We start from the raw sequence: 14,366 nt of genomic DNA on the forward strand, positions 1-14,366 counted from the left end.
ACGACTCTCGGAGGGAGCTTGGGCAAGCGGATCGCTGCTGCCGTAGTGGCAGCTTTAATCCTCGTCGGCATCCTCGTGGCCCGGCGCCACGAGGTGATTCGTTTTGTCATTGCCGAGTCGCTCGGGCTCGCCACGGGCTACCAGGTGCAGATCGGCGATCAGCGCTTGGGCTTCGACCATGGAGCGTTGCTGCACGTACGCGTGACCCGTAAGGGCGGCCCGGTGCTCGAAGCGGCGCGCATCGACATCTGGTACTCGTTGCGCGACCTGTTGCCCGGCAGCACGCACCGCTACGGGCTCACGGCCATCGCCGTGGATCGCCCGAACTTCACGATCGAACGATATAAAGACGGAAGCTACAACATTCGGATCCCGGAAGCCAAAGCGGCCGTTCCGGGGCCGCCGCTTCCACCCAACGGCGTCCCTTTTCGCATGACGGTACGCATTCGCGGGCTCGGAGGAGCGCTGCGCGATCCATCCGCGCTCGATCCCACCGCCCGCACGATCCGCATCGCCAACGTGAACCTCGATGCGTCGATCGATACGGCGACGCGCACCCACTATACGCTGCATGGGGATTTCGAAGAAGCCAAGCTCGAACCGTTTACCGCGACCGGGACGGTCGACGAAACGCGCGGATACGCGATGCATCGTTTGCAGGCGGCGAGATTTCCGATGCAAGCGATTGGGAATTTCGTCGTGAACTCCGCTGCGGCCAGAATCTTGGGCGGCGATGCTACAAATCTCGACGTGCGCGCGTATGCGCTCAACATCGTGCCGTTCCAACCCATTGCCTACCATCTCGGCGGTGCGATGGACGTGACCGATGCCAGGATGGCGATCGTCGGCTTGCGCGAGCCGCTCGATCACATCGCGGCTCGGCTCGAATTGGTCGACGGCACGCTGTTTGCACGGAGCCTCACCGCGACGCTTGCGAATATTCCCGTTCATGGCGCCGGCGCGCTCTTCGATTTTGGGAATCTCCAATATCGCTTCGGCGTCTCGGGTTACGGCGATCTGGCGCAATTGCGTAACGCGCTTGCATTTTCGCAAGGGCAGCCGATTGCCGGACAAGCGCATCTGGGCCTTTTGGTCGAAGGCGCGACCAACGGGCCGCTCTTGATGATGAGCGCGCAAGCACCGCGCGTGACGTACGACGGCATCGCCTTCACGAATATGGATGCGCACGTGGCGTTGAACAACGGCATCGTCGCGATCGCGCCGTTGCGCGCGAGCGCGGACGGCGCGCAGTTTACCGTCGGAGGCACGCTCGCGCTCGGCGACCACATCGTTTCGAAGCTGGTCGTGCACGCCGTAGCGCCGGCCGATCGTTTGCCGTATGCGGGAATGTTGTTGGGCAGCGAGCCGATCGTTGTGGATGCGTTGGGCCTGGGCGTCGACACGAAGTTTCAAGCGCGCGCGGCGATCGCTTCAACGCGCGGCGTCGCGCGGGCCGCCGCGCTCGTGGCGCTGGAGCCCGACGGGCAAGTCGACGTCGCGCCATTCTGGGTGCATACCGAACGCGGCGAGCTCGATGCGAGCTATCATCTCAATCGCAAGACCGACCGCAGCTCGTTTTGGGCACTCGCGCGCCATCTGCAGTTGAGCGTTCCCGCTCACGCTCCGTTTACCGGCAACGTCCTGGCGACGTTGCCGGCGGTCGGAGGAACGATCGATCGGCTTGCGTTTGCGGGCGGTGGCCGAAGCGGCACGAGCGCGACCGTGGCGGGGAGCCTTTCGGCGCACGGCCTGCACGTTGCAGGAGTGCCGATCGATACGCTCTCCGGATCGTTCGCCGGATCGCTGGCCGGAGCGAACGTCGACGGTTTAGCGGCAACCGGGCCGTGGGGTTCGTTGCACGGCAGCGGCGAGGTGTCGACGAACGCATTGGTGGCGCGGGGGGCATACAGCGGGACGCTCGCGGGGCTGCGGCCGTTCCTTGGAAACATTGAGGCCGGCGGTGACGCCCGGGGTACCGTGGCGCTCTCGATCGCGCCCAATCGCATCATCGTGCAAGCACAGAACGTGCGCTTGCGCAACGCAAACGTTCGCGGCGTGCCGGTTACCGCGGCATCGGGAATGGTCGCGATCGAGGGCGGCGTCGTGCACGTTTACGGCGCGCGCGCCGACGTTGCCGGCGGACACGTCGTCGCGACCGGGGCCTATTCGGCGGCCGCGCCCGTCGGCCAACAGCTTGCCCTGATCGGTACGCAGCTCGACGGAGCGCGCTTGCGCGGGATCGGGCTTCCGCTCGATGCGGGGACGGTTGCGGTCGACGGACGCATCACGCCGGGAGCCAAGATTCCGCAATTCGTCGGCGGCGTCGCCGTAGCGAAGGGGCGCGTGCAGAACATCGGCGTTGACGGGTCGGGCTTGGTCGCGCTTCGTGGCGACGGCGCTCGGCTCTCGCACGTCGTCGGCGATTTCAACGGCGCATATGCGATCGTGCAAGGAAACGTCGGCGCGCTGTCATCCGGAGCGCCGACGTACACCTTGCATGCGGACGTTCCGGCCGCGAATTTAGCGCAGACGTTGAGCACCTTGCATATCGGCGGATTGCCGACTGAAGGAACGTACAACGCCAGCGTTGCGATCGGCGGCCGCGGCCTCAACCCGTCGGTGAGCGGGCGCATCGGCGTACCGGCGGGATTCCTCAACGGCTTACCGTTCGACGATGCGTACGCGAACGTCGCGGCCGATCGCCTCGGCATCATCGCACGCCACGGTGCGGTGGTCGTCGGCAGAACGTCCGCGCGTTTCGCCGCCGCGATGCGGCCGGATTTGAGCGCCGCATTTGTAAACGCGCCGCAAGCCGATCTCTCGGATTTCAATAATTTCTTCAACACGGGCGATACGCTCGACGGTAAGGGAGCGCTGCGCATCGGCGCCATCTCCGCGCTCCACCGCATTCGCACCAACGGCAACGTCGACATCGCGAGCTTACGGTATCGGAATCTGCCCATCGGCGATACCCGCGCAAACTGGACGAGCGTGCGCGATACGCTGCGCGGCTCGCTCGACGTCGGCGGTTCGCAGGGTACGCTGCACGGAACCGGATCGATGGGCTTGGTCCCCTCGCCGAACTTTACGAACGTGCTGCGTGATTCGAGCTACGATCTGAGCGGCTCGCTCGACAATCTGAATCTCTCGTTGTGGGTTGCGGCACTAGGCTTTCCGGGCATCCCCGTTACCGGGCGCGCCTTCGGCACCGCGCAGATACGCGGCCGCTACCCGAATCTCGCGGTCTCCGGCGACATGCGTTTGCAGAACGGAACGATTGGCCCGCTCCCGATCGAAAGCGCGCAGCTGAGCGTACGATCGCAGAACTCGCGCATCGCGTTAGAGAGCGCATCGCTCACCGCGCCCGGCATCGCCGCGAGCGCGAGCGGTAGCGTAGGCCTGCGACCGAACGATCCGCTCGATCTCAACGTGCACGCTACTTCGAAAAATCTCCCGCTGCTGATCACGTCGTTCACGCGTCAACCGGTGAACGTGAGCGGCGATTTCGAAGCGACCGTGCATGTCGGCGGTTCGTATCGGGCGCCGACGTTCGCGGGCGGCTTCGATGCGCAGAACGTCAACCTCTACGGCGTTTCGGTCGCTTCGCTGTTCGGTTCGGTGCGGTTGCACGGCAGGTCGCTCGAACTGAGCAACGCGGGGTTTACGTTCGCACGCGGCGAGGCCACCATCGCAGGCTCGCTGCCGCTGGAGATCGCCCCGTTTGCGATCGGGCCCGCCGGCGCTCCGGTCAGCCTGGCGCTCAACGTCAGCGATCTCGACCCGGCGGTTTTCGATACGCTTCTGGGCCACGGCAGCAAACTGGGGGGCACCGTCGATGGGGTGCTGGGGGTTGGCGGCTCGGTTTCCGCGCCGCGGATCTCGGGGCGTTTCGGCGTCGTGGGCGGCTCGTATGCCAGCGACTACGAGCGGGTCCCGGTAACCAACGCCGTCGCGACCCTGACGTTCGATCGGACCCAAGCGAGCATCGACAATTTTCGAGCGCAGCTCGGGTCCGGTGCGCTCCACGGCAACGGGCGGATCTCGTTCGCCAACGGGTTTGCCGGAGCGGCCTACAACGTCGACGCCGTGGCGAACTCGGCGCAGCTGGATCTTCCGAGCTACGGGAGCGGGACGCTGGACGCGAAGGTTTCCCTCCAGCGTCCCGCGGGCGGCCAAGCGTTGCTGGGGGGTACCGCCAGCCTCTCGAACGCGACCATCCCGTTCTCGGCCTTTCTTTCAGCCATGGGTAATAGCAACACCGGGCGCCTCCCGATCAACCTCGCCTTCCACCTCCACATGGCCGCCGGCAAAAACGTGCGGGTTCGCGGCGGCGGCTACGGGGCCGGCCTGGACATCGGCGCGACCGGGGCCGTGGATCTGGCGGGGACGCTCGCGCAGCCGACCCTGGCCGGCGCCTTCAGCTCTACCGGCGGGACGCTCACCTATTTCGACCGGGCGTTCCAGGTGCGCCAGGGAGACGTTCGCTTTACGCCCGACAACGGCATCATCCCGACGCTCCACGCCGTCGGCGAAGCCCACGTGGTCAATCCCGACCCGGATGTCGCCCGCAACCCCTACGGGTCGGCGGACATCACGATCGACGTCAGCGGCCAGCTCGATAACCTCAAGGTCGCCTTCGATTCCAACCCGCCCGGCTATACGCGCGACCAGATCATCGCCCTGATCGCCCCCTTCGGCGGCTTCATCAACGGCATCCAGTTCAGCCAGGTCGGCGCTCCGCCGACCGCCGGCACGGGCCCGCTCGGGGTGGCGCCGTTGCCGGGGACCGGCGTCTTTCAAGGCGCGAGCGGCACGCTGACGGTCGGCCAGGAGGCCTTCAACATCCTCAACGCCCAGTTCGCCGCCGGCATCCTCTCGCCGATCGAGAACGCGCTCTCCGCGGGCCTGGGTTTCTCGGATGTGAACCTGACGGTCGACTATTATGGAAATGTGGGCTTCAGCGCCCGGCGGCTGCTCGGCCGGACGGTGAGCTTCGTCTATGCCACCACCTTCGGGATCCCCACTCGCCAGTCGTTCGGCCTAGCGATCGCTCCGAATCCCAATACCAGCGTGCAGCTCAGCTTCTTCTTCCAGAATGGCCAGACCAAGCTGTTCCAGACGCCGAATTCGAGCCTGAGTTCGAATACCAGGGTAACGATCGGCGAGCCCCTGCAGGGGCAGAGCGGCTTTAGTTTTACGTTCCAGCGTCTGTATTGGTAAGGGGAGCCTGAGAATTGACCGGCAAGGAGCGGAGTACCCCAGGGCGAACACGGGGTCCCGGAATCGAAACAGGACGCGTGCATGGCGCGTTACCTTTGCTGACCGCGTCAGCATCCTTCAAAATCATTAAGGGACAACTTTTACGCATGACCTTTGACCTTCGGCGTGCGCCTAGCGCATTGGTCCGGTGCGCAGTCGCTCTGCTTGCCCTCATCGTCCTCGTGACCTTCGTCGCGCCATCGGCCGCCATTTCGGCGACCGGGCCAAAGATCGTCTCGGTGGACGTAACCGGCAACTTGCACGTGCCGACGTCAACGATCATGGCGGTCGTCCAAGCACAACCCGGCACCACCTACGATCCTAAAGTCGTGCAAGGCGACCTCGCGCGCATCAACGCGCTAGGCTACTTCGCCGACATCGCCCCGCCGCTCGTGCGGGAGCGCCCGGGTGGGGTTGCGATCACCTATCGCGTGATCGAGAACCCCGTGCTTACCGCAATCAACTTTACGGGCAACAGCACGGTCAAGAGCGATACGCTGTTGGCATTGATGGATCTCTCGGTCGGCCAAGTCTTCAATACGAACACCTTCCGCCAGGACGTCCTCAAGATCAACAATTACTACGAGCGGATCGGCTTCGGCGGCCAGGTACCCACGCACGTCAAAGACATCAATCTCGATTCGAAGACCGGCGCGCTGACGTTGACCATTCAAGAAGGCCTGACGATTCGCAAGGTGATCATCGGCGGCGACCCGTTGCTGCCGCCGCAGGTGTTGCTGCCCATGCTCGCAGCAAAACCGGGCGTCGTCTTCTCCGATACGCTCCGCAGCGAAGATACGAAAACGTTGCAGAAGTTCTACGACGACAAACTGCACGTCGAGCTCGGAAATTTCGAGGGCGGTATCGATCCGTCGTCGATCGATCTCAAGAACGGCACCGCGGACGTCAAGTACGACGTCTACGTCGCCCGCGTCGTGGCGGTACAGATTACCGGCAACACGCGCACGAAAGATCAAGTGATCCGCCGCGAGCTGCTCGTGCGCCCCGGCATGGTCGTGAACACCGATGCGATCAAGCGGGATTACGAACGCCTCAACGCGCTCGGGTTCTTCTCGAAGGTCGAGCCGGCTTTCAAGCCCGGCGAGCCCGACCCCAAGAAGCCGCAAGACGGCACGTTGATCTGGCACGTCACCGAGCAGCGCACCGCATCGGCTTCGATCGGGTTCGGATACTCCGGCGGCATCACCGGCCAAGGGCTGTACGGAACGCTCGGATACCAGGATTCCAATCTGCACGGCACCGGCGATTCGGCCTCGCTGCAGTTCCAGCGCGGCTCGCGCACCAACCAAAGCCAGCTCTCGGTCGGCATTCCGTACTTGGGCAACAACCCCAAGACGCAGAAGTACTCGCTTTCGGCGAGCGTCTTCCAGAACGGCTCGACGTACTACTATCCGGTTTATTCGATCGGCACCACGTCGGGTATCGCGGCCGTACCGGTGGTCGGCGGGACGCCCGCCCCGATTCCGGTAACGCTCTACCCGAGTACGAACGCATCGCAAATTAGCGGCATCGTCGCGACGAGTTCGTCGTCGTCGCTCGGGGCGCAGGTCCAGGTCGGTCGCCGCTTGAGCATTCCAACCACGGCGTTCGTCGGATTCTCGGGGCAGCAGGTCAAGTACAACACGACCGTGCCGACGCCGTATTTCTTCCAAGGCTCGCAGCCCAACGTGCTGATCGGCCCGACTCCCGGGCCGCTCAACTCGAACACGTCGAATATCAACGGCTCGTTCGGCATCGCGGCGAGTTCGATTGCGAACGTCAACACCGGGCAGCCGTATCAGCTCAACCAGGCGTCGTTCGGCTTCCGCGTCGGCACGCTCGACGACCCGTACAATCCGCGCACCGGCGTGAGCGCCACGCTCAACGAAGCGATCTCGACACCGGGGATCGGTTCGAGCTTCAACTTCACGCAGACGACGCTCGACGTTTCGAAGTTCTTCCCCGTGCTTAAGAATGCGACGTTCGGCATTCACGGCGTCGCGCAGCTATCGACCGGCGTCATCCCTCCCAGCCAGTTGTTCACGTTCTCCGACCAACAGATGCGCGGGTATCAACAGGTGTTCTACGGTACCGACGCCTACCTCGGGCAGGCCGAGTTACGGCAACCGTTGACCGCCGATCGTAAGCTCACGCTGGCGTTTTTCGTGGACGAACTCGACTATCGGATCCGTGGCGCGCAGCCGCTCCTGGACCCGTACACCAATCGCATCGTAGGATATCCGGGGAATTGGTCGCTTCGCGGCGACTACGGGTTCGGTTTCCGTTTCGACGTACCGCAACTCGGCCTACGCACCGTTCGCGTCGATTTCGCAAAGGGTGCGAACGGCACGCATACCAGTTTCGGCATCGGCCAGAGTTTCTAATATAAGGAAGTCATGAAGAATCGGTCTTTAACAGCTCTCATCGCGATCGTCGCACTTGCGTTTGCCATCGTACCGAGCGCGATCGCATCGGATCTCACCGACATCGGATACCTCGATCAGGCGCAAATCGGCAGCATGCCGCAGTTCGTCGCGGCGAATCAGCGCCTAGCCGCATATCGCGCCCAGCTGGATGGGCAGTTCACGGCCGCGATGAAATCGGCGAAGTCCGATGCCGACCGCCAGAACATCGAGATGCAGTTTCAGCAACGCTTCTCCGACAAGCAAAAAGAGCTGGTCGGGCCGTTCTTCACGCGGGCGCAGTTGGCGATCGCCCAGGTGATGGCGAAGAAAAATCTCTCGGTCGTCGTCGACAAGCGCATCGTCGTCTACGGTGGCGTCGATATCACCGGCGACGTGCAGGGCCTCATCAAGAGCGGTCAGGCGATCGCGCCGCCGACGGCCACCCCGCCGCCGTCGGAGATCGGGTTCGTCGACAACACCGCGCTCGACGCGTCGCCCAAGATCAAACAGGCCAACGACGCGCTCGCGGCTTTCGCACAGGATCAACGCAAGATCTTCGCCGCGAAAATGACGCAAGCCAAGACGGATGCGCAGAAGCAGCAAGTCGCCGCGGATTTCAATAAGACGCTCGGCGACAAGCGGGATCAATTACTCAAACCGCTGGCCGACCAAGTGAAATCGGTAACGGCTAGCGTCGCGCAGCAGAAGAAGCTCCTCCTGGTGGTCGATCGTGCCGACATCGTCTTCGGGGGAACGGACATCACAAAAGATGTCCAAAATGCGCTCGGTAAATAGCGCTGGGCTTTTGACATGTCTCGCGGCCGCAGTGCTTTTGCACGGATGCGGCCGCGTCGATGTCAATTCCCCGCAGATTCGTGGCATCGCGTACGTACGCATCAACGACGTCGTCAAGCATCACCCCCTCTACGGCCAGCTCTCGCAGATCAACGATGCGATCGCTGCGATCGATCTCGAGGCGGCGGGCCCGCACGTTCCGCGCAGCGCGGCCGAAATCGCCTCGCAGACCAAGGTCCTCAACGCCGAACTCGTAGCTGCGCAGGAGCGAGCGAACAAGACCATCGCGGCGGCGCAGGCGCAGTACGGCGCGCGCGAGCAGCAAGCCGTGGCAGCCGCATTGGCCGCGGCGGGCATCAGCGGCGGCCCTCAAGTGGGGGCGCAGGTAAACGCGCAATCCGCAGCTCAGTCTCGGGCGGCGATGCAAGCTGCAAGCAGCGATTTTCTCGCATACGAACGCAGCGTCGTCGCGCAGAGTAACGCCGCAAGCAACGCGATCGTCCAGCAATTGCAGCGCCAGGCCGAACAAAAAATACGCGGGCGGGCGATGCAGTATCAGCAGGACGAAACCGATCTCTCGCTACGCCTGACGCAGCAAGATTCGGCGGCGAGGCTTTCGATCAAAACCCGTTTGAACAACCTGGCTTTGGACGTCGCCACCACCAAGCGCCTACGCGACCAACTCGCGGCGATGGACAAGTCCGAAGCCGATCAAATCAACGCGCTCCGCCAACGCGACGCGCAAGCTCTGGCGGCCTACCAGCAGCAGGTGCGCGCGCAGACCGACGCACAGATCCACGCGCAGATCGGCAAAATCCAGGCTCAAACGCAGGCCCAAATCGCGGCGCGTCGCGACCAGGTCGGAGCGCAGCTCCGAAGCGTGGGCCCCCCGAGCCTCCCGGCCAACGTCCCGCCTGCCGTGCGGGCGCAGATCGCTGCGATCCATCAACAGTACGGGCAGCAATTTGCCGCGGACGCGCAGAAAACCATCGATGCGTTCAACGCTACCAAGGCCGATCTCACGAACCAATTTCAAGCACTCCACGGCGCCGACGTCGGGGCCACCGGAGCTGCGGCCGCGGAGCTCGCCACGCTGCAAAAACGTCACGATCAGCTGACCGGCCAGATGGCCGACCAAATCAAGACCGAGGCGGCGCGCCTCGCCAAGCAACGAGGGTTCTCCGTCGCCCTCGTCGGCGTCAAAGCAGCCCCAGGCGGTTACGACCTAACGAACGATCTTATCAAGGATATCGAGAGTCTACACGAGTGAAAAAACACACTATCGTCATCACCACGCTCGCCGCCGCGCTTCTGGCCGGCTGCGGCTCCTCAAGCCCGGTCGGATTGGTCGATGTGCAACGGATCGTCGCCAATTGGCCCACCTATCAGAATTATCAGAATCAGCTCGTGCTCGACGAGCAGGCGATCACGCAGAAAAAGGAGAGCTTGCAGCAAAAGCGTCGCGACGCGATTGCTCTGCAGGCCCGCTACGCGAAGATCACCGAGCAATTGACGCAGCAGGTTCGTGACGCGGCGAGTAAGATCGCGCAGCAGAAGAACCTCAAACTCGTCGTAACCCGCGAAGGCGTGGGCTACGGCGGCGTCGATATCACGCCGGAGATCGAAAAGGCACTTAATATCACCGAGAAGGCGACCCCGTCGCCGTCTCCATAGGTCACTTGCTGTGCTCGGGACGTTGCAAGAGCTTGCGGAACGCGTCGGCGGACGCGTGGTCGGTGACGGCGCGATCGCGATCTATCGGATCGCCGCCGTCGAAGAATCGACCGACGACGCGCTGACCTTTGCGACCGACGAGCGTTACCTCGCGAGCGCCATGGCGAGCCGTGCCGCAGCGGTCCTCGTCGATGCCGCCGTGCCGATCGGTGATGGCCCCGCCAAGCCGATGATCGTGGTCGAGAACGCGCGTTTAGCCCTCGCGCGTTTGCTGCGTGGATTGCGCCCGCCGAAACCCGCCGGGCCGTTTCGTCATCCCAGCGCCATCGTCGATGCGACGGCCGATGTGGCCGACGACGTCTTCCTCGACGCGATGGCGTACGTCGGCCCCGGTGCCCGGATCGGCCGCGGCAGCGTGGTCGGCGTGGGCGCGCACGTCGGCGCGCGCACGACGATCGGCGAAGATACGTGGCTGCATCCGCGAGCGACCGTTTTAGACGAGTGCGTTATCGGCAACCGCGTGGTGTTGCATGCCGGGTCGGTCATCGGCAGCGAGGGCTTCGGTTGGGCTTTCGTCGATGGGCGGCTCGAGCGGATCCCGCAAGTCGGAAACGTCGTCTTGGACGACGAGGTGGAGATCGGCGCCAACGCGTGCATCGACCGCGCGCAGACGGGCAGCACCCGCGTCGGCCTTGGAACCAAGATCGATAACCTCGTGCAGGTTGGGCACAACTGTCAGATCGGCCGGCACTGCGCGGTCGCTTCGCAGAGCGGCTTTGCCGGTTCGACGACGCTCGGCGATTTCGTCAAGGTTGCAGGGCAGTCCGGAACGCGCGGACACATGCGCATCGGATCGGGCGCCACGGTTGCGGGCAAAACGGGCGTTTGGGGCGACGTGGCGGATGGCGCTACCGTCTCCGGAAATCCGGCTCGCGACCATCGCGACCAACTCAAAAGAGAGGTCATGATTCGCAGCCTGCCAAAGCTCGTAGCTCGTGTCGATGCTTTGGAGCGCGAGCGCAAGCGCGAAGCGCCATGACGATGCGCCCGTGATGCAAACCACGTTACGCGACGACCTTGCTTTTGAAGGCGTCGGCCTGCATTCGGGCGCGCCGGCATCGATGCACATACGGCCGACCGCGGCCGATAGCGGGCTCACCTTCGTGCTCGCCGGCGGCGCAGGCCGGCCGGTGCGAGTCCCGGCAACGGCGGAGTACGTCATCGATACTTCGCGCGCGACCGTGATCGGTCGCGACGGCGCCAGCGTCTCGACGATCGAGCACGTACTCTCGGCGCTCTTCGGTATGGGCGTGAGCAACGCGGATATCGAGGTCCGCGGGCCGGAAATCCCGGTACTCGACGGGAGCTCGAAAATCTACGCGCAAGCCATCGAGAGCGTCGGCACGATCGATCAAGGCGTCGTCCGCAAAGAATTCGTCGTCGACGCGCCGTTCGATATGCGTCGCGATGACCGCGCGGTCATCATTCTGCCCGCTCCCGAATTCCGGGTCCGTTTCGTCGCCGAATTTGCGGCGCCGGTCGGCGTGCAGTATTTCGACGGCGTGATCGATCCCGCGACCTACGCGAGCGAGATCGCATCCGCTCGAACGTTCGGCTACCTGCACGAAGTTGAGGCGCTTCGCGCGCGCGGCTTGGCATTGGGCGGGAGCTTGGAGAACGCGCTGGTATTCGACGCGCAGGGGCCGATGCAACCGTTGCGCTGGCCCAACGAAGTCGTGCGTCATAAAGTCCTAGATCTCATCGGCGATTTTTCGCTGTTGGGCGCTTGGCCCCGTTTCGAAATCGTTGCGATTAAGAGCGGGCACGAACTTCACGCGCAGGTGACGCAAGCGTTACGAGAGAGGCACAGTGGCTGATATCGACATTCGGCAGATTATGGAAATCTTGCCGCACCGTTACCCGATACTCCTGATCGACCGCATCGTGGAGATGGAACCCGGCGTGCGCGCGTTGGGTTACAAGAACATCACGTTCAATGAGCCGGTGTTCACCGGGCACTTCCCCGGGAACCCGCTCTTTCCGGGCGTGTATATGATTGAAGCGATGGCGCAACTCGGCGGCACGGTCGTCTTGGAACCCGGCGAATTTTCGCGCAAGACGCCGTATCTCGCGGGGATCGACAAGGCGAAGTTCCGGCGCCCGGTCGTTCCCGGAGACAAGTTGATGATGGAAGTCATTCTGGTTCGGCACAAGCGAAATATCGGATGGGTGCACGCGGAGGCCAAAGTTGAGGGCCAGTTGGCGTGTTCGTGCGAGCTGATGTTCTCGATCGCATCGGACCCGCGCATGTTCGGTGCCGATTCTACGGTGCTGCACATTTAATGATTCACCCTACAGCCATCGTTCACCCGAATGCGAACATCGCCCGCGGCGCGGAAATAGGCCCGTACTCGATCGTCGGAGAGAACGTCACCATCGGCGCCGGCACGGTATTGCAGGCGCACGTCGTGGTTAACGGATGGACGGAGATCGGCGAGGAATGCCAGATCTTTCCGTTCGCAACCATCGGCGCCGCTTCGCAAGATCGCAAGTACTACGGCGAGCGGGCGTACACCAAAATCGGTAACCGAACGACGATTCGCGAGTACGTCAGCATTCAGCGGGCGACCGGCGAGGATGAGGTCACGTCCGTGGGCGACGACTGCTTGTTCCTGGCCTACGTGCACATCGCGCATAACTGTATCGTCGGGAACGGCGTCACGATGAGCAACCTCGCGCAAATTGCCGGGCACTGCGAGATCGGCGATTCGGCGACCATCGGCGGAATGGCCGGGATGCACCAGTTTACGCGGGTCGGGCGCTACGCGATGATCGGCGGCGCGAGCAAACTCACCAAGGACATCCCGCCCTTCTTCCTGATCGAAGGCAACCCCGCGGCCCCCTACGGGCTCAATAGCGTAGGCTTGCGCCGGGCCGGATTCAGCGTGGAAGAGCGCAACGAAATCAAGCGCTTCTACAAGCACATCTACGATCCGAAACTCAACGTATCGCAAGCGATCGAAACGATGAAGACCGAAGTCACGACCGAACCCGGCCGGGAGATCATCGCGTTTTTAGAAGCTCCCTCGCAACGCGGCATTCTCAAGTGACGTGAGGTACTTCGTATCGACCGGCGAGGCATCGGGGGAACTCTCCGGCGTGCTTTTGGCGCAAGCCATTCGCGCGCACGACCCGCAGGCGCAGTTCGAAGGCATCGGGCACCAGCGCATGCACAACGCCGGATTTACGATCTGGCGCGACCATCGCGGGTGGGCCAGCATGGGGCCGCTAGCGGCGATCCCGCGCATACCCGGACTCCTAAACGCGATGTGGCAGACCGCACGGCACATCGCGCGCACGAAACCCGACGTGGTCGTCCTGATCGATTTCGGCGCGTTCAACGTACGCTTGGCCAAAGAGCTGCGGACGCGCTTGCACTATGCCGGCCCGATCATCGATCTCTTTCCGCCCGCCACGTGGCTGGATAACCAGAAACGCGCGAAGGAGATCAGTTCGTACGCGGTGCCGATGACCGCGTTCGAGCATCAGTACGAGTTCTATAAGCGCCACGATCTCCCGATCGTGTACTTCGGCCACCCTCTGGCGGCGCAGTATCCGGCGCGAGCGCCGTTGCCGGCACCGCCCGCGCGGGGCGGCCACGTGGCATTGCTCCCGGGGAGCCGCGGCGGCGAATTGCGCTACCACGTGCCGGCGTTGGTCCGAGCATATCGACTGCTCAAGGCGCGTCGCCCGCAACTGCACGGCACGTTCGGTGCGGCCGACGCACGCGCGGAGAAGACGCTGCATGCGATCGTCGAGCGCGAGGGATTGAAAGACGTCACCGTCGAGCGCGGCGTGCAAGCGGCGATAGCCGGCGCGGACGCCGCGTGGGTGTCGTCCGGCACCGCCGTACTCGAAACGACGCTGACGGGCGTTCCGGTGGTCGCGCTCTACAAGATCGCGCCGATCTTGGTGAAGCACGCGCGCCGCGTGTACTCCGGCCGATTCATCACGCTACCCAACTTGGTGGTGGGCGAAGAAATCGTACCCGAGCTCCTGCAAGACGACGCGACGCCCGAACGCCTTGCCGAAACGATGGACCGTCTGCTGGACGACCCCTCCGCACAGGTGCGGCATTTCGATCGGCTGCGCCGGGCGCTTGGGCCGCCGGACGCGCTCGACCGCTGCGCGCAATTCGCCGTCTCGCTGGCACGGACGGGCGCCGCGTAAACG

10 protein-coding genes are annotated in these 14,366 nt (G+C 63.8%); all 10 read left to right on the top strand.

Annotation, left to right across the window (positions count from 1 at the left end):
- Positions 1 to 45 precede the first annotated feature (45 nt).
- The 10 genes from VMW12_11985 to VMW12_12030 all read left to right on the top strand — a co-directional run bounded on the left by VMW12_11985 (position 46) and on the right by VMW12_12030 (position 14,363).
- Positions 46 to 5,220, top strand: coding sequence for a translocation/assembly module TamB domain-containing protein (locus VMW12_11985; protein HUZ50435.1), 5,175 nt, complete (start codon positions 46 to 48; stop codon positions 5,218 to 5,220).
- A 146-nt stretch (positions 5,221 to 5,366) separates the two neighbouring features.
- The gene (locus VMW12_11990) at positions 5,367 to 7,643 is read left to right on the top strand and encodes a POTRA domain-containing protein (protein HUZ50436.1); all 2,277 of its coding nucleotides are present in this window, start codon (positions 5,367 to 5,369) and stop codon (positions 7,641 to 7,643) included.
- A gap of 12 nt (positions 7,644 to 7,655) precedes the next feature.
- Positions 7,656 to 8,459, top strand: a complete 804-nt coding sequence (locus VMW12_11995; GenBank protein ID HUZ50437.1) for a hypothetical protein — start codon at positions 7,656 to 7,658, stop codon at positions 8,457 to 8,459.
- 31 nt (positions 8,460 to 8,490) lie between these two features.
- The gene (locus tag VMW12_12000; protein HUZ50438.1) at positions 8,491 to 9,729 is read left to right on the top strand and encodes a hypothetical protein; all 1,239 of its coding nucleotides are present in this window, start codon (positions 8,491 to 8,493) and stop codon (positions 9,727 to 9,729) included.
- Entirely contained in the window at positions 9,726 to 10,133 is a 408-nt protein-coding gene (locus VMW12_12005) for an OmpH family outer membrane protein (protein ID HUZ50439.1), read from the top strand. The genes VMW12_12000 and VMW12_12005 overlap by 4 nt, the downstream gene beginning before the upstream one ends.
- Before the next feature lie 10 nt (positions 10,134 to 10,143).
- Entirely contained in the window at positions 10,144 to 11,172 is a 1,029-nt protein-coding gene (gene lpxD, locus VMW12_12010; GenBank protein HUZ50440.1) for a UDP-3-O-(3-hydroxymyristoyl)glucosamine N-acyltransferase, read from the top strand.
- Positions 11,173 to 11,185: 13 nt separating this feature from the next.
- Positions 11,186 to 12,010 carry a UDP-3-O-acyl-N-acetylglucosamine deacetylase gene (lpxC, locus tag VMW12_12015; protein ID HUZ50441.1) on the top strand — a complete coding sequence of 275 codons (825 nt, stop codon included), beginning with the start codon at positions 11,186 to 11,188 and terminating at the stop codon, positions 12,008 to 12,010.
- A 1-nt stretch (position 12,011) separates the two neighbouring features.
- Entirely contained in the window at positions 12,012 to 12,476 is a 465-nt protein-coding gene (gene fabZ / locus VMW12_12020) for a 3-hydroxyacyl-ACP dehydratase FabZ (GenBank protein HUZ50442.1), read from the top strand.
- Positions 12,476 to 13,243 (top strand): acyl-ACP--UDP-N-acetylglucosamine O-acyltransferase, encoded by a 768-nt coding sequence (lpxA, locus tag VMW12_12025; protein ID HUZ50443.1) that lies wholly within the window; start codon positions 12,476 to 12,478, stop codon positions 13,241 to 13,243. Before fabZ ends, lpxA begins: the two co-directional genes overlap by 1 nt.
- Position 13,244: 1 nt before the next feature.
- On the top strand, positions 13,245 to 14,363 hold the full coding sequence (locus VMW12_12030; GenBank protein ID HUZ50444.1) for a hypothetical protein: 1,119 nt from the start codon (positions 13,245 to 13,247) through the stop codon (positions 14,361 to 14,363).
- Positions 14,364 to 14,366: the final 3 nt, after the last annotated feature.

The organism is Candidatus Dormiibacterota bacterium, assembly GCA_035532835.1.
Lineage (GTDB): Bacteria > Vulcanimicrobiota > Vulcanimicrobiia > Vulcanimicrobiales > Vulcanimicrobiaceae > DAHUXY01.